The sequence below is a fragment of the Sphingomonas sp. NFR04 genome (assembly GCF_900114095.1).
Taxonomy (GTDB): Bacteria; Pseudomonadota; Alphaproteobacteria; order Sphingomonadales; family Sphingomonadaceae; genus Sphingomonas.
This window is the reverse complement of sequence record NZ_FORV01000009.1, coordinates 41,629-64,559: the sequence shown is the minus strand read 5'-3', so window position 1 is coordinate 64,559 and position 22,931 is coordinate 41,629. Positions and strand designations below refer to the sequence as shown.

The window sequence follows — 22,931 nt, the reverse complement described above, 5'->3', positions numbered from 1 at the left end:
TGGCATGTGTCACCTCAAATCGTGATGCTGCAATGCGTCATTCAGGCACTGGCGAGCCCCGTTTTGGGGGCTGGTCGGTGCGCCCCAATTCCTCCCCGGAACGGGGAGGGGGACCATGTGCGCAGCACATGGTGGAGGGGCCGCCGCGGCACGCGGCGGGTTGCCGAGACGCCAAGCGAACCCCGCGCCTTGCGGCGCGGCCCCTCCACCACTCGCCTGCGGCGAGCGGTCCCCCGCCCCGTTCCGGGGAGGAATGCAGAACGCCATCGTCTTTCGGTCTAGGAGGCTGATCCCATGGCGATCGCGCGCATTCTCGGAACGATCTGCCTGGGGCTGGCGCTGGCCGTTGCCGCGACCTTTGCCCGGCTGTTCCTGAAGGCGCGTGACCGCCACCGCGCCGCCGAGGCCGCGAATCGCGCCCAGACTGAACGGCTCTGCGCAGAAATCGCCGCGCACCGGGAAACCGAAGCCGCGCTCGCCAAGGCAAAGGAAACCGCCGAAGCCGCCAACGCCGCCAAGACGCGCTACCTCGTCGCGGTCAGCCACGAGATCCGCTCGCCGCTCAACGCCATCTATGGCTATGCCCAGCTGCTCGAACGTGGCGACTCGATCCCGCCGCGCGAGGCGGGCGGGGTGATCCGCCGCTCTGCCGAGCATCTCACCAATCTCGTCGAGGGCCTTCTCGACATCTCGCGCGTCGAAAGCGGCGTGCTGCAGGTGCGGCAGGAACTGGTGCGGCTGCCGGCATTGCTCGACCAGGTGGTGGAGATGTTCCGCGTCCAGGCCTCGGCCAAGGGGCTGTCGCTCGACTATGTCGTCGAGGGCCGGCTGCCCGCCTATGTACGCACCGACGAGAAGCGGCTGCGCCAGATCCTGATCAACCTGCTGTCCAACGCGATCAAATATACCGAGACGGGCGGCGCGACGCTGACCGTGCGCTATCGCAGCCAGAGCGCCGCGATCGAAGTCCGCGATACCGGCCCGGGCATCCCGCCCGAAGATCTGGAGCGGATCTTCGAGCCGTTCGAGCGTGGTCGCGAACCCGATACCGTGATGCAGCCGGGCATCGGGCTGGGCCTCGCCATCACCCGCGTGCTGGCGCGCATCCTGGGCGGCGAAGTGACGGTGACCAGCGAGCTTGGCAAGGGCAGCAGCTTTCTTCTCCGCCTGCTGCTCCCCGAGCCGATCGAGGCGCCCGCCGGTGCCGCCGCCTATCGCCGCGTCACCGGCTATCAGGGGGCGCAGAAGACGATTCTGGTGATCGACGACAGCCCGGCGCAGACCACGGTGGTGAACCATCTGCTGCGCCCGCTGGGCTTTTCCGTGTTCGAGGCGAGTGGCGGCACGGCGGGGCTGGCGCTCGCCGAACATTGTTCGCCCGATCTCGTGCTGCTCGACATCCAGATGCCGGGCACCAGCGGCTGGGACGTGGCCGAGCAGTTGCGCGCGCGCTTCGGGGCGGGGCTGCGCATCGTGATGGTCTCGGCCAATGCGCATGAATTCCACGCCGGCCGCGACGGCCGCCGCGCGCACGACGCCTTCCTCACCAAGCCGGTCGACCTCGATGCGCTGCTCGACATGATCGCGCGCCAACTGGGGCTGGACTGGATCGTCGAGGATGCCGAGGCCGCCGCCGCGCCGCCCCGTCCACCGATGGCACTGCCCGAGTCGGCGGCGCCCTATCTCGATGCGCTGCGCCGCTTTATGAAGCTCGGGCATGTCCGTGGAATCGAAACGACACTCGTGACTCTGGAGAGGGAGGTCCCCGAAAGCGCCGACCTCGTCGCGCGGCTGCGGCCGCAGCTTGAGGCGTTCGACCTGCGCGGGCTGGCAAGGACGCTCGACGATGTCGCCTAGCGATCCCGGCGCCACGATCCTGGTGGTGGACGACACCCCCGAATCGCTCCGCTTCCTCACGGCGACGCTGGAGCAGGCAGGCATGACGGTGCTGATCGCGGTCGACGGGCTCGCGGCACTGGAGCTGCTCGAACATGGCACGCCCGACCTGATCCTGATGGACGCGGTGATGCCGAGGCTCGACGGGTTCAGCACCACGCGTCGGATCAAGCAGGACGGTCGCTTCCGCCAGGTGCCGGTGATCTTCATGACCGGGCTGACCGAGAGCGAGCATGTCGTGCGCGGGCTCGATGCCGGGGCGGTTGATTACGTCCACAAGCCGATCGTGGTCGACGAGCTGCTGGCGCGCGTTTCGGTGCACCTCGCCAATGCCCGGATCGCGCAGAGCAGCCAACTGGCGTTGGACACCGCCGGGCGGCCCTCCTTTGCGGTCGATGGCGACGGGCAGACCGGCTGGCTGACTCCGCTCGCCGCCGAGACGATCGAGCGGCTGTTCCCCGACTGGTCGCCGCGCGCGCTGGACCTGCCCGACGAACTCGCGGCGGTCGTGCGACGGCTGCAGGATCCAGCGGTGCCGCCGGGCGCGCAGGCGACGCTGCAGATCGGCGACAGCGCGCTCCAGTGCAGCTTCCTGCGCCAGACCAGCGCCCGCGAATGGCTGTTCCGCCTTACTGAGAAGCGCGAGGGCGATGCCGAGCGCATCCTCGCCGAGCGCCACGGCCTCACCTCGCGCGAGGCGGAGGTGCTGGTGTGGCTCAGCCGCGGCAAGCAGAATCGCGAGATCAGCGAGATCCTGGAGATCAGCCCGCGCACGGTGAACAAGCATCTCGAGCAGATCTTCCAGAAAATGGGCGTCGAGAACCGCGCTTCGGCGACGGCGATCGCCGTGGCGACGCTCGCGGGATGAGCGCGGCGGCGGCGCGGGTGGCGCTGGAACAGGGCGATTTCCATACGGCGGCGCGACTCGCCTCGGCGGCGCTTCCCTCTGCAGAGGGTGCCTTTCTGCTGGGCGTGATCGCGGCGGAGCAGGGGCGGATCGGCGAGGCGATCCGGCAGATCGAAGCGGCGGTGGACCAGGACCCGCGCGGCGAATATCGCGCGCAGCTGGCGCGGCTCTACACGCTGGTGCGGCGCGATGGGGATGCGGCCACGCAGCTTGCGGCGGCGGAGGCGGACCCGCCTGCGGACGCGCTGTCGCGCGATACCATCGGCTGTGTCTATGCCCGGCTCGGCGATCATGTGGCGGCGCTGCCGCATTTCGAGGTGGCGGTGGCGGTGGCGCCCGAGAACGACCAGTTCCTCTACAACCATGCGGCGACGCTGAGCTTTCTCGGGCGCGTCGACGACGCCGAGGCGGTGCTGGGAACGTTGCTCGCCCGCAGCCAGGACGATGCCCGCGCGCACCATCTGCTCGCCGGGCTGCGCAAGCAGAGCGAGGATAGCAACCATGTGCCCCGGCTCAAAGCGGCGAAGCAGCGCGCGCGGGGAGCGGACCGGCTGCTCACCGGCTATGCGCTCGCCAAGGAGCTGGAGGATATCGGACGCGCCGACGCGGCGCTGGCCTGTCTGCTGGAGGTGAACGCCGAGCATCGCGCCACCCTCGGCTATGAGCCGGCCCGTGACGCCGCGATCGTCGACGCGGTGGCGGGCAGCTGGCCGGCCTTCGCCGCAGCTCCGGTCACCGACGCGCCGGCCGAGGCGCCGATCCTGATCATCGGCATGCCGCGCACCGGCACCACGCTGGTCGACCGTATTCTCGCGGCGCATCCGGCGGTGGAGAGCGTCGGCGAACTCCAGGCGCTGCCGCTGGCAGTGAAGGCCGCCTCGGGCACGCGCAGCCGCACGGTGCTCGATCCCGAGACGCTGCATGCCGCCGCGACCGCCGATCTCGGCGCGATCGGCCGCGACTATCTGGCGCGCGCGGCGCACCACCGGCGGCTGCCCGAGCGGCGCTTCGTCGACAAATTCCCGGGCAATTTCCACTATGCCGGCATCGCCGCGCGGGCGCTGCCGAACGCCGCCATCGTTTGCCTGCGTCGCAACCCGATGGACACGGTGCTGGCGAACTTCCGCAACCTGTTCGCGATCAGCTCACGCTACTACGACTATAGCTACGACCTGCTCGATATTGCGGCGTACGTGGCCGGATTCGAGCGGCTGATGGCGCTGTGGCGCACGGCGCTCCCCGGGCGCATCCTCGAGCTGCGCTACGAGGACATCGTCGCTGACCAGGAAGGCGAGACACGCCGCCTGCTAGCCCATTGCGGGCTCGACTGGTCGGATCGCTGCCTCGATTTCCACGCGCAGGGTGGGGCGGTCTCCACGCCGAGCGCGGCCCAGGTGCGCCGCCCGATCTATCGCGACTCGGTCGCGCGCTGGCGCAAGCACGAAGCGGTGCTGGCGCCGGTCGCCGCCTATTTCGCCGAGCGCGGCATCGCCATCGACTGAGCGCCACGTACGTCAAACGGCGCATGGTGCGCCGCGGCGGCCTCCGGCAGCCTCGCGCATATGGCCGGTTTCTTCCGTCTTGTTCTAGGTGCCGCGCTAGTGATCGCGCCAACGGCGCATGCGGATGCGCGTCCGAGCGCGAAGCTGGTGCGCTGTGCAGCGGGCGACTGCCTGCTGATCCGCGGAGAACGCAGTTCCGCCACAGCCACGATCACGATCAACGACCATGAAGTTGCCGCAAGTGGCGGGCGCGGCTGGAAAGCCCGGGTCCCGGTGGCAGCGTTGCGCGGCTTCGCCTCGCCCTTCGCCCGCACGCTCGACGTAGCGGTGGTCGATGCAGCCGGGCGGGTGGAGCAGCGGGAAAGCGTCCGCCTGCCGGTGGGGCTGATGGGCCATACGACCGAGCTCGCCTCGCTGGTAGTACGCGCGCGATGATTCGTAATAATCTTGGAGTTTTCTGGGTAAATATGACGAACGAATAAATATGTAATACGTAAATGCTGCGTTGCAACACTATCCGTATCCAGCGATGCGGAAGTTACGTAGCGTTGGCGCAGCTTTTCATCTTGCCGTTTGTTGTTCCTGTGACTAGATGCGCGGCACCCGCCCGGGTGAGGCGGTCTTGGTTGCAGGAGATTGCCATGAAAATGCTCGTCGCGGCTGCTGCCGCCCTCTCGATCAGCACCGCCGCCTTTGCCGGCACGACCGACACCGGCTTCGGCAAGCCGAGCGCGACGCTGACGCTAGCCGGGCTCGATCTCGCCACCGCCGACGGCCAGCAGCGCCTCGCCACCCGCGTCGACCAGGCTGCCCGCGCGGTATGCGGCGAGAATCTCGCGACCATCCACCCCCAACTCGAAGCCCGCGCCCGCCTGTGCCGCGCCGATGTCGCTGAGCAGGTCCGCAGCCAGATCGAGACGCGCGTCGCCCAGACGAACAAGAGCCGCGGCGTGCAGGTCGCGTCGCTGCGCTAAGACCTGTCTTCTGAACGGTCCTATCCGGCCGTGCGTGTCCCGAAAGGATGCGCGCGGCCGCGTGCTTTCGGGCGCGCTACGTCATTCGGCCACCTGCGCTGGCATCCTTTGCACGGCTAGCTTCTGATCGAAACGGGGCGGCATCGCCCCGCTCGCGATCGGGACGACAGCGCATGACCAAAGGGCTCGTGAACCTCATTCCCCCGGCGACCGTGGTGGCGGTCGTCTGCTTCTGGGCCTTCGCCCCCGCGGCCGTGCTCGCCAATCCCTGGACGATCGTGGTCGTGTCGGCGCTGATCACGCTGTACATCCAGGGCCTCGAATTCCTGTTCGAGCGGCACGCCGGCTGGCGGATGAACTGGCGCGAGTTCTGGACCGACCTGTTCTATGTCGTGCTCGGCTCGACGGCGATCTCCTGGGTCTCCCGCACGCTGGCCGACACGCCGCTGCTTGCGCTTAAGCAGTCGCTCGGCATCGCCACCCCCTGGTTGATGCACTGGCCGTTCCTGGCGCAGGTCGCGCTGGTGGTCTTCCTGATCGAGTTCGGCCAGTATTGGATGCACCGGCTGATGCACAATTCGGCGCCCTTCTGGATGACGCATGCGCCGCACCATCACCTCACTCAGCTCAACGCCGCCAAGGGCTATGTCGGCAACCCGATCGAGCTGTTCCTGATCAGCCTCAGCGTCGTCGCGCTGTTCGACCTGCCGCTGACCGCGATCTTCTGCGGGGTGAGCGTGCTCGGCGTCGTGTCCGGCTTCGCGCATGCCAATGTGCGGTCCGATCCACCGATCTGGTACAGCTTCGTCTTCACCACGATCCGCCACCACAGCCTGCACCATTCGGTGCCCTATGAGGATACGCGCTGTAATTACGGCAACTCGCTGATCCTGCTCGACCGCATCTTCGGCACCTACAAGGAAGGCGAGGCCTCGGTGGTCGGCCAAGACGACCGGCGGCGGCTGTCGATCCGCGAGCAATGGCTGTTCCCGTTCCAGCCGATCCTCGCGCGGCTGAAGCAGCGCCCGTCCGCCACCACCGACGTCGCGGCGGGCTGAGCGATGGCCTGGATGCCGATGCTCGCCATGCTGCTCGCCGCCGCGCCCGCAGATGCCGACCCGCAGCCGCGCGAGGAGCAGGTGCTCACCGTGCCCGGCTTCGCCGACTTCCTCGCGGTGGACGGCGACAGCGTCTGGGCAACCAACAAGGGCCGGGTCGAGCGCTGGTCACGCGGGGGCAAGCTCGCCGAGGTGGGGATGACGCATCCGTGCGGGGCGATGGCGATCGCGGCGGGTTCGCTCTGGGTCGCCGATTGCAAGGAGGGCACGCTCAACCGCATCGATCTCAAGACCGCCAAGCTGCTGGCGGCGATCCCCACCGGCATCGCCAATCCCAAGGGCGAACTGAACGTGGTCGCCGGCGCCGGATCGATCTGGGTGGCCAGTGACAATGCCGGCAAGATCGCCCGGGTGGATCCGGCGGACAACCGCGTCGTCGCGTCAATCGCGGTCGATCCGGGCACGCACTACCTCGCCTTCGGGTTCGATGCGGTCTGGGCGGTGAGCAGCGGCCAGCAGTCGCTCCAGCGGATCGACCCGGCCACAAACCAGGTGACCGGCCGCACCAAGCTCGGCAAGCAGCCGGGCTTCCTCGCCGCGGGCGAGGGCGCGGTGTGGGTGCAGGAGCAGGGCGACGGTACGCTCGCGCGGATCGATCCTGCCACGGTGGAGGTCTCCGGCCGCGTGAAGGTCGGTGCCGACCTGCTCTATGGCGACATCGATACCGGCGGCGGCATGGTTTGGCTGCGCACCACCGCCGACCAGACCTTCGTTACCATCGACCCCAAGACGCTCGCGATCCTCGGCCGCCTCGGCAAGCCGAGCGGCAGCGGTGCGCTGCGCTTCGCCAGTACGGGTGTGTGGACCAGCGCCCACGATGTCCACACGCTCTCCTGGTGGAGCCTTGCCCCGGCGGCTTCGGCCAGCGCGGCGAACTAGCCCGCGCCAATTACTGCCCCTTGGGCAGCTTGATCCCGAGCAGCACCAGCCGCTCCCCGGTGATGCCGAACCAGTGCGGCACGCCGGCCGGCACCAGGATTACGTCGCCCGGCGCGAGCGTGCGGGTGGTGCCACCGTCGATTCGGCTGCCTTCCACCAGGGTGGGGTTGCGGATCTCGCGATCGGGCATGGTGCCGCCCGAGACGAGCGTGCCCGCGCCTTCCAGCACGATCGCATATTCGGCCTGGTCGGGGTGGACGGCGGGTTTGCCCGGCTTCTTCCAGATCTCGATGGCGGCATTGTTGCTGCCGTCGCGTACCAGCGGCTTCCAGGCGAAGCCCTGGCCCGGCTTCATCTCGGCCAGCATCGTCTTGAGCTGCGCCTGCACCTCCTTGGCGGTGGCGAACGAGGTTGGATCGGCGGCGGTCTGCGCCGCAGCGGGCAGGGCGAACAGCAATGCGGCCGCGGCGAGGGCGCTGGGCAGGATCTTCACGGCATCTCTCCCTGTAGGATGTTGAGAACGCTTGGGCCTCTTCCCCGTCAACCTGCCACAGGCGGATCAGCCCCGCCAGCGCAACCGCTCGACCAGCAGCGCTAAGGCCGGGGTGGGCTGGCGGCGGCTGGGATAATAGAGATGATAGCCGGCGAAGGGTGGCGAGAAGCGGGTCAGCACCGTCTCCAGCGCGCCGCTCTCCACATGCGGCGCCAGCATCGCATCGGGCAGGCAGGCAACGCCGAACCCGTCCAGCGCCGCGCGCAGGATGGGGAAGACCGAGGAGAAGGTGAGGGGCCCGTCGACCCACACCTTGCGCTCACGGCCCTCCTCCTCGAACTCCCAGGCATAGAGCCCGCCATAGGTGGGCAGGCGCAGGTTAATGCAGGCATGGGCGGTGAGGTCCTCGATCGCCTGCGGGCGGCCGGCGCGATCGAAGTAAGCGGGGGCGGCGACCGCGAGCATCCGCGCCTCGGGGCCGATCGGCACCGCCACCATATCCTTGGCGATGATGTCGCCGAAGCGCACGCCCGCGTCGAAGCGCTCGGCGACGATGTCTTTCAGTCGATAGTCGCTGTCGATCTCGACCCGGATATCGGGGAATTCGCGCAAGATCGGCACCAGCCGCGGCCAGAGCAGCGTGTGCAGCGAATGCTCGTCGGCGCTGATCCGCACCAGCCCGGCCGGCTTGTCGCGCAGCGCGGTCAGCGCCGCCAGCTCGGCCTCGATCTCGTCGAGCCGCGGCGCGAGGGTGGCGAACAGCCGCTCGCCGGCCTCGGTAAGGCTCACGCTGCGGGTGGTGCGGTGGAGCAATCGCACGCCCAGCCGCTCCTCCAGCCCGCGCATCGCATGGCTGAGTGCCGAGGGCGTCACCCCGCTTTGCGCAGCGGCGCGGGTGAAGCTCTTCTGGCGCGCTACGGCGAGAAAGGCGGTCAGTTCGGAGAGCTGCTGGCGGTTCATTGCTGAACCCTATTCAGCACTGCATGCAGATACCAGCGGCTAATCGGGGAAGTGCCGAGGGCATATCTTTCCTCAAGCGCGATGTCGCGCCGGCAGGAGCACGCATGGAACTCAAGCGCAACGGCAGCCAGCCTTCGCAGACCGGCCCGGCCGAATGGTTCACCGGCCGCGTCCGCATCGATCCGCTCCACACCGCCCCCGCGCCCGCGCGGCACGGCGTGGCGAGCGTCACCTTCGAGCCCGGCGCGCGTACCGTGTGGCACACCCATCCGCTCGGCCAGACGCTGGTCGTCCTCTCCGGCGTGGGCTGGACCCAGTGCGAAGGCGAGAACACTGTCGAGATCCGCGCCGGCGACGTCGTCTGGTGCCCGCCCGGCCACCGCCACTGGCACGGCGCCAGCGCCACCACCGCGATGACCCATATCGCCGTCCAGGAAGCGCTGGACGGCAAGATGGTCGAGTGGATGGAGCCGGTGGACGAGCCAACCTATCGCGCCGGCCCGCGCTGAACCCGTTCGAACCCCAAGACTCTGGAGAACACATCCCATGGCCACCAAAGCCTATGGCGCCTATGCCGCCGACAAGCCGCTCGAGCCGATCGACATCGAACGCCGTGCCCCCGGCGAACACGACGTGCAGATCGACATCCTCTATTGCGGCGTCTGCCACTCCGACCTGCACCAGGTCCGCTCCGAATGGGACGGCACGCTATACCCGTGCGTGCCGGGCCATGAGATCGTCGGCCGGGTAAGCGCGGTCGGCGGGCATGTCTCCAAGTTCCAGGTCGGCGATGTCGTCGGCGTCGGCTGCATGGTCGACAGCTGCCAGCATTGCGCCTCGTGCGACGAGGGGCTGGAGCAATATTGCGAGAACGGTTTCGTCGGCACCTATAACGGCCCGACGCCGGACGCGCCCGGGCACACGCTGGGCGGCTATTCGCAGCGCATCGTCGTCAGCGACAAGTTCGTGCTCAAGGTCGGGCATGGCAAACAGGACCTCGCAGCCGTCGCGCCGCTGCTCTGCGCGGGCATCACCACCTGGTCGCCGCTCCGCCACTGGCAGGTCGGTCCGGGCAAGAAGGTGGGCATCGTCGGTATCGGCGGGCTCGGCCATATGGGCGTGAAGCTCGCGCACGCGCTGGGCGCGCACGTCGTTGCCTTCACCACCTCGGAGAGCAAGCGCGCCGATGCGCTGGCGCTGGGCGCGGACGAAGTCGTCGTCTCGCGCGATGCCGAGGCGATGGCGGCGCATGCCAACAGCTTCGACTTCATCCTCGACACCGTGGCCGCCAGCCATGATCTGGACGCCTTCACCACGCTGCTCAAGCGCGATGGTACGCTGACGCTGGTGGGCGTGCCGGAGCATGCCCATCCCTCGCCCAATGTCGCGGCGCTGATCTTCAAGCGCCGGTCGATCGCCGGCTCGCTGATCGGCGGCATCGCCGAGACGCAGGAGATGCTCGACTTCTGCGCCGAGCACGGCATCGTCGCCGACATCGAGATGATCCGCGCCGACGAGATCGAGGCCGCCTATGCGCGGATGCTCAAGAGCGACGTGAAGTACCGCTTCGTCATCGACATCGCGTCGATGGGCTGAAGCCCCGCGGGGGCGGCGGATCGCGCCACCCCCGCATTTCCCTTTCCGCCGCGCGCACCCTACATCGCGGCGATGCATCTCCGCGCCGAAGCCATTCTGCTCAGCGTTCGCGCACACGGCGAACATGGTGCGATCGTGCGGGCGCTCACCGAGAGCGACGGCGTCCAGCCCGGCTATGTCCGCGGCGGCCGATCGCGGGCGCTGCGGCCGGTGCTGCAACCGGCGAACCTCATTCAGGGCGAATGGCGCGCGCGGACCGAGGAGCAGCTGGCCGGGCTCACGGTCGAGCTGCTCCACAGCCGCGCACCGATGTTCGGCGAGCCGCTGCCCGCCGCCGCGCTCGCCTGGGTCACCGCGCTTACTGCCGCGACGCTGCCCGAAGGCCTGCCCTATCCCCGGCTCCATGGCGCGCTGGGCGGCGTGCTCGACGCGATCGAGGCCGCCCCCGCGGCGCGCGGCTGGGCGGTGGCGCTGGTGCGCTACGAACTGCTGCTGCTTGCCGAACTCGGCTTCGGTCTCGATCTGGAACGCTGTGCGGCGACCGGAGCAAGCGACGACCTTGCCTATGTCAGCCCCAAGAGCGGCATCGCGGTGAGCCGGGCAGGGGCGCTCGGCTATGAGAATCGCCTGCTCGCGCTGCCGGATTTCCTCACCCAGGGCGGTGCGGCGGACTGGGAGGACATTCTTGCGGGCCTGCGCCTGACCGGCCACTTCCTCGCGCGCGACCTGCTGATCGGCCGCGGCGCCGATCTGATGGCGGCGCGCGCCCGGCTGGTGGACCGGTTGTTGCGGGCAGTTGCATGAAGGGCCGCAGGGCGGCTAAGCGCCACTCCCAGGACATGCTGCCAGCGTGGGGATCGGAATGCCGTTGATTGCTGTACTGCCGGGTGACGGGATTGGCCCCGAGGTGACGCGCGAGGCGCGCCGCGTGCTCGAGGCGCTGGATCTCGGCCTCAGCTTCGAGGAAGCGCCGGTCGGCGGCGCGGGCTATCTCGCCTCGGGTCATCCGCTGCCCGACGCCACGCTGGCGCTCGCCAAGCGCGCCGACGCGGTGCTGTTCGGTGCGATCGGCGATCCGCGCTTCGAGAAGCTGGAGCGGCACCTGCGCCCCGAAGCGGCGCTGCTCGGCATCCGTCAGGCGCTGGGCCTGTTCGCCAATCTCCGTCCCGCCACGCTGTTCCCGGCGCTGGGCGACGCCTCGCCGCTCAAGCCTGAGGTGGTGAACGGCTTGGACATCGTCATCGTCCGCGAGCTGATCGGCGACGTCTATTTCGGCGAGAAGGGGCTTCGCACCACCGCTGAGGGCCTGCGTCAGGGCTATGACGTGATGAGCTATAACGAGCAGGAAGTGACGCGCATCGCTCGCGTCGGCTTCGAAATGGCCAAGCGCCGCCGCAGGAAGCTCTGCTCGGTCGACAAGGCGAACGTGCTCGAAACCTCGCAGCTGTGGCGCGACGTCGTCACCGCGATGGCGGCGGACTATCCCGAGGTCGAGCTGACCCATATGTATGTCGACAATGCCGCGATGCAGCTGGTGCGCGCGCCGGCGACGTTCGACGTGATCGTCACCGGCAATCTGTTCGGCGACATCCTTTCGGACCAGGCGAGCATGTGCGCCGGCTCGATCGGCATGCTGCCCTCGGCCTCGCTCGCCGCCTGGTCGGGCGCGAACGGCATGTATGAGCCGATCCACGGCAGCGCGCCGGACATTGCCGGGCAGGGCAAGGCCAATCCTTGCGCCGCCATCCTTTCCGCAGCCATGCTGCTGCGGCACTCGCTGAGCGACGAAGCCTCGGCGCAACGCATAGAAAAAGCGGTTGCCGCAGCGCTCGCCAAGGGCGCGCGGACGGCCGATCTCGGGGGCAATCTTTCAACGTCCGCGATGGGGGACGCGGTGCTGCTGGAGCTTCAGTGAGCGAAACCCTGCTCGAACTTGCGGTCGTTATCCCCACCTTTAACGAACGCGCCAATGTTCCCCTCCTGATCGCCAAGCTGGACGCGGCCCTTGCCGGCCGCGCCTGGGAAGCGATCTTCGTCGACGACGACAGCCCAGACGGGACCGCCGACGCTGCCCGCGCCATCGGCCGAGAGGATCCGCGCGTGCGCGTGATCCAGCGGATCGGGCGGCGCGGGCTATCCTCCGCGTGCATCGAAGGCATGTGCGCCACCGCGGCGCCCTGCGTCGCGGTGATCGACGGCGATCTGCAGCATGACGAGACGCTGCTGCCCAAGATGCTCGACGCGCTACAGGCCGATGCCGCGCTCGACGTGGTGATCGGATCGCGCTTCTGCGAGGGTGGCTGCACCGGCGAATGGGACAGCGAGCGTGTGGCGAAGTCCGCCTTCGCGACCAGGCTGTCGCGCAAGGTGCTCAAGGCGGATCTCACCGATCCGATGAGCGGCTTCTTCATGATCCGCAGCGAGATCGCGCGCGGGCTGGTGCCGGTGCTGTCCGGCATCGGCTTCAAGATCCTGCTCGACATCATGACCGCGAGTCCGAAGCCGCTGCGCTTCCGCGAACTGCCCTACACCTTCCGCGTCCGCACCGAGGGCGAGAGCAAGCTCGATTACGTCGTCGCGATGGAATATCTGATCGCGCTCTACGATCGGATGTTCGGCAAGGTCGTGCCGGTGCGCTTCGCGATGTTCTCGGCGATCGGCGCGGTGGGCGCGGCAGTGCACCTGGCGGTGCTGTTCCTGCTGTTCCGCATCGCAGGGCTGCCCTTCGTGACCGGCACCATCGTCGCGACGATCGTGGCGATGACGTTCAACTATCTGCTCAACAATGCGCTGACCTATCGCGAGCGGCGGCTGAAGGGCGCGGCGCTGCTGAAGGGCTGGGTGAGCTTTTGCCTGGTCTGCGCGGTGGGCGCGGCGGCCAATGTCGGGCTCGCGGCGTTCCTCCACAATGTCCAGCATGGCGACTGGCGGCTCTCCGCGCTGGCGGGGATCGCGGTGGCGGCAGTGTGGAATTTCGCGCTGTCGTCTCGGTTCGTTTGGGGGCGGTACTAGACGACTAGTAAATAGCCGCTCCCCTTCAGGGGAGGGGTCGGGGTGGGGAGTGTCTCACCGAGACCAACCAATGTTCTGGAATCCCTCCACCCCAACCCCTCCTCCATGGAGGAGGGGCTAGGTAGATGTCAGCTCACACCAGCTCCGCCAGCGCCGCCGGGCTGAAGCCCTTCAGCGCCTCGCCCGCACCCGCCTGGACCTTCTTCGCCCAGTCCGGATTGCTGATCAGCGCGCGGCCGACGGCGATCAGGTCGAACTCGTCACGCTCCATCCGCTCGACCAGCTTGTTCAGGTCGCTGTGCTCGGAGGTTTCGCCGCCGAACGCCGCGATGAACTCGCCCGAGAGGCCGACCGAGCCGACGCTGATGGTCGCCGCGCCGGTGAGCTTCTTCGCCCAGCCGGCGAAGTTCAGGCCGTTCTCGCCGTCGACCTCCGGGAATTCCGGTTCCCAGAAGCGGCGCTGCGAGCAGTGCAGCACGTCCGCGCCGGCATCGACCAGCGGCTGGAGCCAGGCGGCCATTTCGTCGGGCGTGGTGGCGAGGCGGGCGCTGTAATCCTGCTGCTTCCACTGGCTGAGGCGCAGGATCACCGGGAAGTCCGGGCCCACCGCCGCGCGCACCTCCTTGACCACCTCGACCGCAAAGCGCGAGCGTTCGGGCAGGGTCGCGCCGCCATAGCCGTCCTCGCGGGTGTTGGTGCCCGCCCAGAAGAACTGGTCGATCAGATAGCCATGCGCGCCGTGGAGCTCGACCGTGTCGAAGCCGAGCCGCTTGGCGTCGGCCGCGGCCTTGGCGAAGGCGGCAATCGTCGCCTCGATGTCCTGCTCGGTCATCGCCACGCCGCGCGGCTTGCCCGGGGCAACGACGCCGGAGGGGCTTTCCACGTCTACCGACGGCACCCAGTCGGTCTGGGCCTTGGTCGAGCCGGTGTGCCAGATCTGCGGCGCCATCTTGCCGCCGACGGCATGGACCTCGTCGATCACCGCCTTCCAGCCGCCCAGCGCCGCGTCGCCATGGAAGAACGGGATCCCCGGATGGTTGCGCGAGGCCGGGCGGTCAATCACCGTGCCCTCGGAGAGGATCAGGCCCACGCCACCCTCGGCGCGGCGGCGATAATAGGCAGCGTTGGCCGCACCGGGAATGCCCTCCGGCGCGAAGGTCCGGGTCATCGGCGCCATGACGATCCGATTGGGAAGATCGAGTGACTTGATGCGGAACGGGCGGAACAGGGTGTCGGTCGACGCGGCCATGGTGACTCCGTTGCAGTTTGAAACCGACATCAAGCTAGCGACTGCCGCAAACGGTTCAAGATGGTCGCAAGGGCGAAACGAAAATTCAGCGCCAGCTCGGCAGCCACATCCAGTGGGTATAGCTCTGCACGTCGTTGAGCGGCGCGGCGGAGAGGATCGGGTAGAAATAGCCGAAGGAGACCAGCGCCAGCGCCAGATACCATTCCTCCCAGCCCTTGGCGCGGAGCCGGTCGAACTGGTGGAAGGTCACCGGCAGCACCAGGCACAGGAAGATCGCCGAGAGGTGGTAGTAATAATAGAAGCCCAGCGACTTGGGGATGATCGCGTAGATCGCCACCGAGAAGGTCCAGAGCAGCGCCACCGCGAGCGGCCGCCACGCTTTGGTGCGGAACCACAGGATGTAGCTGGCGAGCACCGCGACCAGCCCGCCCCACATGATCACCGGGTTGCCGATCAGCAGCACGCCACGCTGGGCGCCGTGATCCCATTCGTAGAAGAACCAGATCGGCCGCAGCATCAGCGGCCAGCTCCACCATTCGGACTGATAGGTGTGGTGGGGCAGCACCTGGGTCTGCGCCTCATACATCTCGCGCTGCAGGTGGAGCAGGCCGGTCAGGCCTTCGGTCGCGCCGGTGAGGTAGAAGAAGGTGGGGGCGAAGGTCGCGAAATAGACGGGGATGCTGATCGCGCCGAGCAGGAGCAGGGCGGCCAGGGTCGACAGCCCGGGCCAGTGCGGCTGGTCGCCAGACAGCAATGCGGCGGCGATCGGCCGACGGGCGTGGCGGATGTCGCGCAGACGGACTGCGATCAGCGCAAGTCCGAACACGGCGATGTACGGCGCCGCCGCCCATTTGACCGCGGTCGCCAGCCCGAGCAGCGCCGCGCCCATGCACCAGCGCCATCGCACCTGCCCGGGCGTGCCGTGCATCGCCCAGAGCAGGAACACCATGCCCCACAGCAGGAAGGCGCCGAGGAAGACGTCGAGCATCGCGGTCCGCGCCTGGACGAACAGGCTCTGGTTGAGCATCGCCAGCACCGCGCCGGTCACCGCCACCCGCATCCGCCCGCGCATCAGGATCCACAGAAAGGCGAAGACGCCGAGCACCGTGGCCGTGCCCGCCAGTGTCGGCATCAGCCGCCAGCCGAATGGATTGTCGCCGAGCAGATCCATGCCCGCGCCGATCAGCTCCTTGCCGAGCAGCGGATGCTCGGTGTTGCGGGGGCCGCTGAGCTCGATCAGCGTCTTGGCGGCAGGGACATAATGGACCTCGTCGAACATGATCTGACCCGGCTGGTCGATGTGCAGCGTGAAGAGCAGCTGCGCGGCGAGGCCGAGGAGAAGGGCGACGAGCCAGGGACGGGTGGCGAGAGCCGAAAGGCGGAGACGCATGCGGCAGGCCTAGCCGAGCTGTGCGGCGAGCGGAATACCATAGATCCTCCCCTGCAAGGGGAGGTGGCAGGCCGCAGGCCTGACGGAGGGGTGTCGCGGCTTAAGAGGCTCGGCGCCGTCGCGACCGGGGACACCCCTCCGTCGCGCTTCGCGCGCCACCTCCCCTTGCAGGGGAGGATCGTTCAACGCAAAGGTTGACGCACCGCCCCCAAGCGCCGCAAAGCAGCGCCCATGAAGCGTCGTACCGGACAGGATCCCAGCGTCACCCGCAACTGGAAGCCCGCGACTCAGGCGGTGCGCGGCGGGACCGCGCGCTCCGAGTTCGGCGAGACCAGCGAGGCGCTGTTCCTCACCTCGGGCTACGCCTATGATTGCGCGGGCGACGCCGCTGCGCGCTTCGCCGGCGAACAGGCGGGCATGACCTATTCGCGCCTGCAGAACCCGACGGTGGAGATGCTCGAGCAGCGCATCGCCCTGCTCGAAGGCGCCGAGGCGTGCCGCACCATGGCGACCGGCATGGCGGCGATGACCGCCGCGCTGCTCTGCCAGGTGAGCCAGGGCGACCATATCGTCCAGGGCCGCGCCGCCTTCGGCTCGTGCCGCTGGCTGACCGACAGCCTGCTGCCGCGCTTCGGCGTCACCACCACGACGGTGGATGCGCGCGATCCCCAGCAGTTCGAGGACGCGATCCGCCCGAACACCAAGATCTTCTTCTTCGAGACGCCCGCCAACCCGACGATGGACGTGGTGGACCTCGAGGCGGTCTGCGCGATTGCCAGGAAGCACGGCATCGTCACGGTGGTCGACAATGCCTTCGCCACCCCGGCGCTCCAGCGCCCGATCGACTTCGGCGCCGACGTGGTCGCCTATTCCGCTACCAAGATGATGGACGGGCAGGGTCGCGTGCTGGCCGGCGCGGTGTGCGGGTCCGAGGACTTCATCACCAACACGCTGCTGCCCTTCACCCGCAACACCGGGCCGACGCTCAGCGCGTTCAACGCCTGGGTGGTGCTGAAGGGCCTGGAGACGCTCGACCTGCGCATCCGTCGCCAGAGCGAGAATGCGCTCAAGGTCGGCAGCTTCCTCGAACAGCGCGTGCCGCGCGTCAACTTCCCGGCGCTGCCCAGCCATCCGCAGCACGCCCTGTTCATGCGCCAGATGGCGGCGGCCGGCCCGATCTTCAGCTTCGAGGTGGATGGCGGCCGCAAGCAGGCCCACGCCCTGCTCGACGGGCTGGAGCTGATCGACATCTCCAACAATATCGGCGACTCGCGCTCGCTGATGACGCATCCCTCCTCGACCACCCATTCGGGTCTCGCCGAGGAGAAGCGGCTGGAGATGGGCATCACCGAGGGCATGATCCGCATCAATGTCGGCCTCGAAGACCCCGACGACCTGATCGCTGATCTCGACCAGGCGCTGCGAGGCGCCGGGCTGTGAAGGCGCTCTTCACCGACGAGGCGACGACGCGTGGCGTGGTCGTCCGCGTGTCGGTGTCGTACCTGCCCGAACAGTCGGAGCCGCATCGCGGCCGCTGGTTCTGGGCGTATCACATCCGGATCGAGAATGAAGGCACGGTCGCGGTCCAGCTGCTCACCCGCCATTGGATCATCACCGACGGGCGCGGCCTGCGCCACACGGTGGAGGGCGAAGGCGTCGTCGGCGAGCAGCCGATGATCGCGCCGGGTGGCAGCTTCGATTACGTCTCGGGCTGCCCGCTCTCGACGCCCACCGGCTCGATGCAGGGCAGCTACCACATGATCGACGAGGACGGCGACACCTTCGACGTCACCATCCCCCGCTTCGCGCTGATCGCACCGGCAGTGGCAGGCGAACAGTGAGGGGCGTGCCGTTACATGTTCCCCTTCCGCTTGCGGGAGGGGCTAGGGGAGGGGCTGGAGCGATTCAGTGCTTCTTCCACGTCGATCCCTCCCCCAACCCCTCCCGCAAGCGGGAGGGGAGCGCAGGTTGTGCGGTCCGCCCGCAAGGGAGGATCTGATCAATGAAGCGTACGCATCTCCCCCTGAATGGCATGCGCGTGCTCGATGCCGCCGCGCGTCACCTCTCCTTCACCCGCGCCGCGGACGAGCTGGCGGTGACCCCCGCCGCCGTCGGCCAGCAGATCCGTGCGCTGGAGGATACGCTGGGCGTCGTGCTGTTCCGTCGCACCACCAAGGGGCTGGAGCTCACCCCTGAGGCGGAAAGCGGGCTCACCGCGCTGCGCAACGGCTTCCTCCAGTTCGAGGAAGCGGTGCGCGCGATGCAGGCAGGGCAGTCCTCCAAGTCGCTGACGATCGCCGCGCCGCGCGACCTGACCGCCAAATGGCTGATGCCGCGCCTGTCGGACATCGCCCGCGCGGACCCGGACCTGCGCTTCGTGCTGGTGCCGGCCGACGACGCGCTCGACTTTACCGAAGCCAATCTCGACCTCGCGATCCGTTGGGGCGAGGGCCCGGGCGAGCATGAAGGCGAGGCGCTGGAAAGCGACGGCATGATCACCGTCGAGCGGTCCGGTGGCGGCAGCATCGACGTGCGCATCTCCTGGCCCGGCTGCATGGCCGAGGACGCCGGATCGCTGGTCCGCGTCGCCGATGCAGGCCTCGCGATCGACGCGGCGGCGCAGGGGCTGGGCCGGGCAACCGTACCCGAGCTGCTGGCGCGCGCCGATATCGAGGCGGGCCGTGTCGCCGTGGTCGGCGAGCCCAAGGCTTCGCGGCTCGGCTATTGGCTGGTCGCGCCGCTGCCGCAATGGCGGCAGAAGAAGGTGCAGACGCTGGTCGAGGTGCTCGGCGGCTAGCTCGGCCTGGTCCGCCCGATCGGCACCGGCAGCAGCCGGCCCTGATCGTCGCCGATCACCATCACTTCCACCCCGAACGCCTCGCGCAGCGGCTGGTGGGCGAGTGCCGCCTCGGCCGGTCCGAACGCCACGGTGCGGCCGTCGCGGAGCAGCAGCACGTCGTCGGCCGCCCGGGCGGCCTGGACCAGATCGTGCAGCACGATCACCACTCCCATGCCACCGGCCGCGAGGGCGCGGAGCCGATCGAGTAGGTCGAGCTGGTGGACGGGGTCCAGGCTGGCCAGCGGTTCGTCGGCGAGCAGCCAGTGCGGCTGCCCCGCCAGCACCCGCGCGAGCAGCACGCGCGCCCGCTCGCCGCCCGAAAGTTGGGTGACCAGCCGATCGGCCAGCGGGCGGATCGCGGTGGTTTCGATCGCCGCGTCGATCGCGGCGTGATCCTCGGCAGACAGGCCGGCGAACGGCGCACGGTGCGGCATGCGACCGAGTGCGACCAGATCGGCCACCCGCAGGTCCCAGTGCACCGTCGCTTCCTGCGGCAGATAGCCGATCCTGCGGGCGCGCTCGCGCGGCGCCAAGCGGGCGAGCAGCGTGCCGCCCAGCTTCACCTGACCCGCATCGGGGTCGAGCAAGCCGGCCAGGGTGCGCACCAGCGTCGACTTGCCCGAGCCATTGGGGCCGAGGATCGCGGTGACCTTGCCGGGCCGCAGCACGGCGTCGATCCCGTGCAGCACCCGCCGCTTGCCGAGGCTTACCGCAAGATCGGTAACGCTCAGTTCCACGTCGACCGCCGCAGCTTGAGGAGCAGCACGAAGAAGAAGGGGGTGCCGAGCAGCGCCATCGCGACGCCCAGGCGGAGTTCGCTGGCGCCGGGCGACAGCCGCACCAGGCTGTCCGCCGCCAGCAGCAGCGCCGCGCCGCCGAGCGCGCTCGGCAGCAGCAGCGCCGAGGGACGGGCGCCGGTGAGCGGCCGCAGCAGGTGCGGCACGATCAGCCCGACAAAGCCGACGATGCCGGTCACCGCCACGCTCGCGCCCACCGCCAGGCCCGTGCCGAGCACGACGAGCAGCTGGGTCCGCTCTAGGCGCAGCCCCATCGAGCGCGCCGCTGCCTCGCCCAGTGTCAGCGCGTCGAGCGCGCGGCCGGTGAACAGCAGCAGTGCGCAGCCGATCGCGATGAAGGGCAGGGCGAGCTGCACTTCGGCGTAGCTGCGGTCGGTCAGCGCCCCCATGATCCAGTCGAGGATCTCGGCGGTGGCATAGGGGTTGGGGGCGATCGAGATCAGGAAGCTGGTGAGCGCCGCGCCCAGGCTCGCCAGCACGGTGCCGGCAAGGATGAAGGCGACCGCGCTTTCGGCCCGCCAAGCGAGCCCGGCGAGCAGCAGCATCGATCCGCAGGCCGCCGCCATCGCGCAGGCGAACAGCACCAGCGGCGAGCTGCTCCCCAGCAGCACGATCGCGCCGACGGCGCCGAGTGCCGCGCTGGAGGAGACGCCCACGACCGCCGGGTCGGCGAGCGGGTTGCGCAGGAATCCCTGCAGCACCGCGCCGGACAGCCCCAGCGCCGCGCCGATCGCGAGGCCCAGGATCGCGCGGGGCAGGCGGAGCTCGGCGATGATCCACCAGCGCGGATCGTGGCTGAACCAGGCGGCTGGCGGCACCCAGAACTTGCCCGCCATCAACGACGCGGCGAACAGCGCCGCGACCAGCAGCGCCAGCCCGCCGTTGAGCGCGACCCGGTTCGTCACGCGATGGTCTCCCGGCGGCATGGACGCGCTGCGGCAGGATGGGCGATGGCGATCGACATGGATGCGGCCATAGCATTCCGATCGCGCACGCCTACCGAAACCTTGTTGTCCTCCTTGGAATGGTGGCGTGGGGGTGTGCCCCAAACCTTCGTATAGCCGCCCCAAATCAAAGTGATGTCCTGCCCTGCGGACGTTCGATTCCGCCGCATTGCCGACTGGGCGACAGTCAACCCGGCAAGACGGGATGGAACCATGTACCACCAGGCGTTGATCGATATTGCTGCTCCAGCCCATACGGGCGGAACCCCCGAACTCACCGCGCTGCTGGCGGGCGCGATGCGGTCGCTCGACGAGGACCCGCCGCTCGCCCGGCGCTATCTCGAGCGGCTGTCGAGCCTGCTCGTCACGCCCGGCGTCGAATCGCCCGATCTGTTGCCGGAAGGGCCGATGCGTGCCGACGGCGTCGCCAAGGGCGGGCTTGCCGGCTGGCAGCTGCGCCGGGTCGCCGCGCATGTCGAATCCTATCTGCAGGGGTCAATCCTCACTTCCTCGCTGGCGGAGGTGGCGCAGCTGAGTACCGGCCATTTCTGCCGCGCCTTCAAGATCAGCACCGGCGAGACGCCGCACGCCTATATCATCCGCCAGCGCATCCGCCGCGCCCAGCTGCTGATGCGCGATACCCGCGACACGCTGTCGCAGATCGCCTGTTCCTGCGGGCTCAGCGACCAGGCGCACCTGACCCGGCTGTTCCGCCGGCTGGTCGGCACCACGCCGCTCGTCTGGCGTCGGGCCTGGCAGCAGGGCGGCTGATCGCAGCAGATTTCTTCAATACAAGGGCGACCGTCCAGGGCAGCGGATTGTGCGGCGCCGGGATCGTGCGCCGTTCGGTGGGGCTTGCGGGGGCGGGGAGCGCGGCGTCGGGATGGAGAACAGGCAATCGCTGGCGATCGGCGCCTGGCGGGGCGTGTCGTTCGCGGTGGCGCAGATCGACGTCGTCGCCGCCGAAGACGATCTGCTTGTCGTGGGCATGCTCGAAAAGGATGTAGTCGGGGCGCATCGCGGCGGTGCCGACGCGGTCGATCACGCGCTGCACGGCACGCTTTTCCGGTTGCGCGAGGGCGGGATCTTCACCGGTGGCTTCGGCGAGACGCTGATGCTCACCCGCCCGGCGGCGCCCATCCGTGCGGCGACGCTGATGCTGATCGGCATGGGCACCTCGCTCGGCACCAACCCGGAGGCCGTCGGCAGCCTTACCGGCCTGGCAATGCGCGCAGCGCTGCGGATCGGCGCGACCTCGGTAGGCTGCCTGCTCGGCTGGTCCGAGCTCGACCTGCCCGACGCCTTGGTCGCGCCGAGCGCCGCGGCGATGATGCGCGGCGCGCTCGCGGCGATCGACGCGCACGACACCGATGCCTTCCCGATGCATTGGACCTTCGACATCCGCAACGGCGCCGCAGCCCATACCACCGCCGCCCTTCGCGAAACCTTGATCGCCTGGCGCTGAGCCATGGATGCGCAGCGCCGCCAAAGCTGCTATGCTCGGCGTTCGATCGGGGAGTTGGTGCGCGTACGATGTTGACCAGGGTTTCCAGCGGGCGTGCGCCGGCACGCGGCTCCGCGCCGATCCGCATCCTGCTGGTCGACGATCACATGCTGCTGCGCGAAGGTGTGCGGGCGGTCGTCTCGACCCAGACCGACATGGAAATCATCGGCGAGGCGAGCGGCGGGGCCGAGGCGATCGAGGCCTATGCCCGGCTCCAGCCCGATCTGGTGCTGATGGACCTGCAGATGGCGGATATGTCCGGCCTCGACGCGATCACCGCGATCCGCGCCACTTCTCCGCACGCGCGGATCATCGTGCTGACCACCTATTCGGGTGATGGCCGCGCGATCAAGGCGCTGCGTGCCGGCGCGATGGGGTATCTGCTCAAGGCCAGCCTGCGCAACCAGCTGCTCGAGGCGATCCGCTCGGTCCACCACGGCGGCAAGCATCTCGACGCCAGCGTGGCGACCGCGATCGCGCTGCACGTGCTCGACGAGGACCTGACCGAGCGCGAAGTTTCGGTGCTGACGCTTGCCGCGTGGGGCAATTCGAACAAGCAGATCGCGGCCCGGCTCGAGCTCTCCGAGGAAACGGTGAAGGGCCATATGAAGGCGCTGTTCGCCAAGCTCGGCGCCAATGACCGCACCCATGCGGTGACGATCGCCGCCAAGCGCGGGCTGATCGAGCTCTAGGCCGCACCCGCCGATCCGGCGCGACACATGCCGTTCGCATCAAAGCTGTCCAATACCTGTTCGACCGCCGCGGCCTAGGGCTGCGGGCGGCGGTCTGCTGCCGCGCATGCCCAGGGGGATGCGGCGCTCGGACTGCCGACTGTTCGAAAGAATGGAACGGTACGCGTAACTTTATCCGA

General features: G+C 68.8%; 24 protein-coding genes. 18 read left to right on the top strand and 6 right to left on the bottom strand.

All coding sequences use genetic code 11. From position 1 onward, the window contains the following. Positions 1 to 294 precede the first annotated feature (294 nt). From BM009_RS20305 to BM009_RS20275, 7 genes are all read left to right on the top strand, one after another. A complete protein-coding gene (locus BM009_RS20305) occupies positions 295 to 1,857 on the top strand; it encodes an ATP-binding response regulator (protein ID WP_093298982.1) in 1,563 nt (520 codons plus the stop codon). Then, entirely contained in the window at positions 1,847 to 2,764 is a 918-nt protein-coding gene (locus BM009_RS20300; protein ID WP_093298980.1) for a response regulator transcription factor, read from the top strand. The genes BM009_RS20305 and BM009_RS20300 overlap by 11 nt, the downstream gene beginning before the upstream one ends. Then, on the top strand, positions 2,761 to 4,305 hold the full coding sequence (locus BM009_RS20295) for a tetratricopeptide repeat-containing sulfotransferase family protein (protein ID WP_093298976.1): 1,545 nt from the start codon (positions 2,761 to 2,763) through the stop codon (positions 4,303 to 4,305). Before BM009_RS20300 ends, BM009_RS20295 begins: the two co-directional genes overlap by 4 nt. A gap of 99 nt (positions 4,306 to 4,404) precedes the next feature. Beyond that, positions 4,405 to 4,740 carry a hypothetical protein gene (locus BM009_RS20290; protein ID WP_093298973.1) on the top strand — a complete coding sequence of 112 codons (336 nt, stop codon included), beginning with the start codon at positions 4,405 to 4,407 and terminating at the stop codon, positions 4,738 to 4,740. Between the two features lie 206 nt (positions 4,741 to 4,946). Next, a complete protein-coding gene (locus BM009_RS20285) occupies positions 4,947 to 5,279 on the top strand; it encodes a UrcA family protein (protein ID WP_093298971.1) in 333 nt (110 codons plus the stop codon). A gap of 173 nt (positions 5,280 to 5,452) precedes the next feature. Next, positions 5,453 to 6,337, top strand: a complete 885-nt coding sequence (locus tag BM009_RS20280) for a sterol desaturase family protein (RefSeq protein ID WP_093298968.1) — start codon at positions 5,453 to 5,455, stop codon at positions 6,335 to 6,337. An 18-nt stretch (positions 6,338 to 6,355) separates the two neighbouring features. Continuing rightward, positions 6,356 to 7,276, top strand: a complete 921-nt coding sequence (locus BM009_RS20275) for a Vgb family protein (protein WP_254772395.1) — start codon at positions 6,356 to 6,358, stop codon at positions 7,274 to 7,276. A 10-nt stretch (positions 7,277 to 7,286) separates the two neighbouring features. Here the strand turns inward: BM009_RS20275 and BM009_RS20270 are convergent, their stop codons facing one another. Both BM009_RS20270 and BM009_RS20265 read right to left on the bottom strand, forming a co-directional pair. Further along, positions 7,287 to 7,769 (bottom strand): cupin domain-containing protein, encoded by a 483-nt coding sequence (locus BM009_RS20270; protein ID WP_175488144.1) that lies wholly within the window; start codon positions 7,767 to 7,769, stop codon positions 7,287 to 7,289. Positions 7,770 to 7,835: 66 nt separating this feature from the next. Further along, positions 7,836 to 8,729, bottom strand: coding sequence for a LysR family transcriptional regulator (locus tag BM009_RS20265; RefSeq protein WP_093298963.1), 894 nt, complete (start codon positions 8,727 to 8,729; stop codon positions 7,836 to 7,838). Positions 8,730 to 8,833: 104 nt separating this feature from the next. Between BM009_RS20265 and BM009_RS20260 the strand changes: the two genes are divergently transcribed. The 5 genes from BM009_RS20260 to BM009_RS20240 all read left to right on the top strand — a co-directional run bounded on the left by BM009_RS20260 (position 8,834) and on the right by BM009_RS20240 (position 13,337). After that, positions 8,834 to 9,238, top strand: coding sequence for a (R)-mandelonitrile lyase (locus tag BM009_RS20260; protein ID WP_093298960.1), 405 nt, complete (start codon positions 8,834 to 8,836; stop codon positions 9,236 to 9,238). A 37-nt stretch (positions 9,239 to 9,275) separates the two neighbouring features. Next, positions 9,276 to 10,325 (top strand): NAD(P)-dependent alcohol dehydrogenase, encoded by a 1,050-nt coding sequence (locus tag BM009_RS20255; RefSeq protein WP_093298957.1) that lies wholly within the window; start codon positions 9,276 to 9,278, stop codon positions 10,323 to 10,325. 72 nt (positions 10,326 to 10,397) lie between these two features. Next, a complete protein-coding gene (recO, locus tag BM009_RS20250; RefSeq protein ID WP_093298955.1) occupies positions 10,398 to 11,129 on the top strand; it encodes a DNA repair protein RecO in 732 nt (243 codons plus the stop codon). A gap of 58 nt (positions 11,130 to 11,187) precedes the next feature. Then, entirely contained in the window at positions 11,188 to 12,240 is a 1,053-nt protein-coding gene (gene leuB / locus BM009_RS20245) for a 3-isopropylmalate dehydrogenase (protein ID WP_093298952.1), read from the top strand. Continuing rightward, positions 12,237 to 13,337, top strand: a complete 1,101-nt coding sequence (locus tag BM009_RS20240) for a glycosyltransferase (RefSeq protein ID WP_093298949.1) — start codon at positions 12,237 to 12,239, stop codon at positions 13,335 to 13,337. Before leuB ends, BM009_RS20240 begins: the two co-directional genes overlap by 4 nt. A gap of 133 nt (positions 13,338 to 13,470) precedes the next feature. Here the strand turns inward: BM009_RS20240 and BM009_RS20235 are convergent, their stop codons facing one another. Further along, positions 13,471 to 14,586, bottom strand: a complete 1,116-nt coding sequence (locus BM009_RS20235; protein WP_093298948.1) for an NADH:flavin oxidoreductase — start codon at positions 14,584 to 14,586, stop codon at positions 13,471 to 13,473. Positions 14,587 to 14,671: 85 nt separating this feature from the next. Further along, positions 14,672 to 15,976 (bottom strand): phospholipid carrier-dependent glycosyltransferase, encoded by a 1,305-nt coding sequence (locus BM009_RS20230; protein ID WP_093298946.1) that lies wholly within the window; start codon positions 15,974 to 15,976, stop codon positions 14,672 to 14,674. A gap of 231 nt (positions 15,977 to 16,207) precedes the next feature. Here BM009_RS20230 and BM009_RS20225 point away from each other — a divergent pair, with 231 nt between their 5' ends. The 3 genes from BM009_RS20225 to BM009_RS20215 all read left to right on the top strand — a co-directional run bounded on the left by BM009_RS20225 (position 16,208) and on the right by BM009_RS20215 (position 18,773). Beyond that, positions 16,208 to 17,416, top strand: coding sequence for a trans-sulfuration enzyme family protein (locus tag BM009_RS20225; protein ID WP_093298944.1), 1,209 nt, complete (start codon positions 16,208 to 16,210; stop codon positions 17,414 to 17,416). Further along, positions 17,413 to 17,817 carry a Co2+/Mg2+ efflux protein ApaG gene (gene apaG / locus BM009_RS20220; protein WP_093298943.1) on the top strand — a complete coding sequence of 135 codons (405 nt, stop codon included), beginning with the start codon at positions 17,413 to 17,415 and terminating at the stop codon, positions 17,815 to 17,817. The genes BM009_RS20225 and apaG overlap by 4 nt, the downstream gene beginning before the upstream one ends. Before the next feature lie 161 nt (positions 17,818 to 17,978). Next, positions 17,979 to 18,773 carry a LysR family transcriptional regulator gene (locus BM009_RS20215; protein ID WP_093298941.1) on the top strand — a complete coding sequence of 265 codons (795 nt, stop codon included), beginning with the start codon at positions 17,979 to 17,981 and terminating at the stop codon, positions 18,771 to 18,773. On the opposite strand, the gene BM009_RS20210 is transcribed toward BM009_RS20215, so the two are convergent. Next, positions 18,770 to 19,552 carry an ABC transporter ATP-binding protein gene (locus tag BM009_RS20210; RefSeq protein WP_093298940.1) on the bottom strand — a complete coding sequence of 261 codons (783 nt, stop codon included), beginning with the start codon at positions 19,550 to 19,552 and terminating at the stop codon, positions 18,770 to 18,772. The two genes, BM009_RS20215 and BM009_RS20210, sit on opposite strands and share 4 nt — an antisense overlap. Beyond that, complete coding sequence (locus BM009_RS20205; RefSeq protein ID WP_302847376.1) at positions 19,543 to 20,517, bottom strand: FecCD family ABC transporter permease; 975 nt, start codon at positions 20,515 to 20,517, stop codon at positions 19,543 to 19,545. The genes BM009_RS20210 and BM009_RS20205 overlap by 10 nt, the downstream gene beginning before the upstream one ends. A 252-nt stretch (positions 20,518 to 20,769) precedes the next feature. On the opposite strand from BM009_RS20205, the gene BM009_RS20200 reads away from it, so the two are divergent. From BM009_RS20200 to BM009_RS20190, 3 genes are all read left to right on the top strand, one after another. Further along, positions 20,770 to 21,327 (top strand): helix-turn-helix domain-containing protein, encoded by a 558-nt coding sequence (locus BM009_RS20200; RefSeq protein WP_093298937.1) that lies wholly within the window; start codon positions 20,770 to 20,772, stop codon positions 21,325 to 21,327. Positions 21,328 to 21,439: 112 nt separating this feature from the next. After that, positions 21,440 to 22,021 (top strand): M17 family peptidase N-terminal domain-containing protein, encoded by a 582-nt coding sequence (locus tag BM009_RS20195; protein WP_254772381.1) that lies wholly within the window; start codon positions 21,440 to 21,442, stop codon positions 22,019 to 22,021. Between the two features lie 68 nt (positions 22,022 to 22,089). Next, complete coding sequence (locus tag BM009_RS20190) at positions 22,090 to 22,752, top strand: response regulator (protein ID WP_093298936.1); 663 nt, start codon at positions 22,090 to 22,092, stop codon at positions 22,750 to 22,752. The last annotated feature ends 179 nt before the right edge of the window (positions 22,753 to 22,931 follow it).

What these genes read in the sequence shown, in the direction of transcription:
- BM009_RS20305 (WP_093298982.1), top strand. Translation starts at nt 295, where the DNA reads ATGGCGATCGCGCGCATTCTCGGAACGATCTGCCTGGGGCTGGCGCTG.
- BM009_RS20300 (WP_093298980.1), top strand. Translation starts at nt 1,847, where the DNA reads ATGTCGCCTAGCGATCCCGGCGCCACGATCCTGGTGGTGGACGACACC.
- BM009_RS20295 (WP_093298976.1), top strand. Translation starts at nt 2,761, where the DNA reads ATGAGCGCGGCGGCGGCGCGGGTGGCGCTGGAACAGGGCGATTTCCAT.
- BM009_RS20285 (WP_093298971.1), top strand. Translation starts at nt 4,947, where the DNA reads ATGAAAATGCTCGTCGCGGCTGCTGCCGCCCTCTCGATCAGCACCGCC.
- BM009_RS20280 (WP_093298968.1), top strand. Translation starts at nt 5,453, where the DNA reads ATGACCAAAGGGCTCGTGAACCTCATTCCCCCGGCGACCGTGGTGGCG.
- BM009_RS20275 (WP_254772395.1), top strand. Translation starts at nt 6,356, where the DNA reads ATGCTCGCCATGCTGCTCGCCGCCGCGCCCGCAGATGCCGACCCGCAG.
- BM009_RS20265 (WP_093298963.1), bottom strand. Translation starts at nt 8,729, where the DNA reads ATGAACCGCCAGCAGCTCTCCGAACTGACCGCCTTTCTCGCCGTAGCG.
- BM009_RS20260 (WP_093298960.1), top strand. Translation starts at nt 8,834, where the DNA reads ATGGAACTCAAGCGCAACGGCAGCCAGCCTTCGCAGACCGGCCCGGCC.
- BM009_RS20255 (WP_093298957.1), top strand. Translation starts at nt 9,276, where the DNA reads ATGGCCACCAAAGCCTATGGCGCCTATGCCGCCGACAAGCCGCTCGAG.
- recO (WP_093298955.1), top strand. Translation starts at nt 10,398, where the DNA reads ATGCATCTCCGCGCCGAAGCCATTCTGCTCAGCGTTCGCGCACACGGC.
- leuB (WP_093298952.1), top strand. Translation starts at nt 11,188, where the DNA reads ATGCCGTTGATTGCTGTACTGCCGGGTGACGGGATTGGCCCCGAGGTG.
- BM009_RS20235 (WP_093298948.1), bottom strand. Translation starts at nt 14,586, where the DNA reads ATGGCCGCGTCGACCGACACCCTGTTCCGCCCGTTCCGCATCAAGTCA.
- BM009_RS20230 (WP_093298946.1), bottom strand. Translation starts at nt 15,976, where the DNA reads ATGCGTCTCCGCCTTTCGGCTCTCGCCACCCGTCCCTGGCTCGTCGCC.
- BM009_RS20225 (WP_093298944.1), top strand. Translation starts at nt 16,208, where the DNA reads ATGAAGCGTCGTACCGGACAGGATCCCAGCGTCACCCGCAACTGGAAG.
- BM009_RS20215 (WP_093298941.1), top strand. Translation starts at nt 17,979, where the DNA reads ATGAAGCGTACGCATCTCCCCCTGAATGGCATGCGCGTGCTCGATGCC.
- BM009_RS20200 (WP_093298937.1), top strand. Translation starts at nt 20,770, where the DNA reads ATGTACCACCAGGCGTTGATCGATATTGCTGCTCCAGCCCATACGGGC.
- BM009_RS20195 (WP_254772381.1), top strand. Translation starts at nt 21,440, where the DNA reads ATGGAGAACAGGCAATCGCTGGCGATCGGCGCCTGGCGGGGCGTGTCG.
- BM009_RS20190 (WP_093298936.1), top strand. Translation starts at nt 22,090, where the DNA reads ATGTTGACCAGGGTTTCCAGCGGGCGTGCGCCGGCACGCGGCTCCGCG.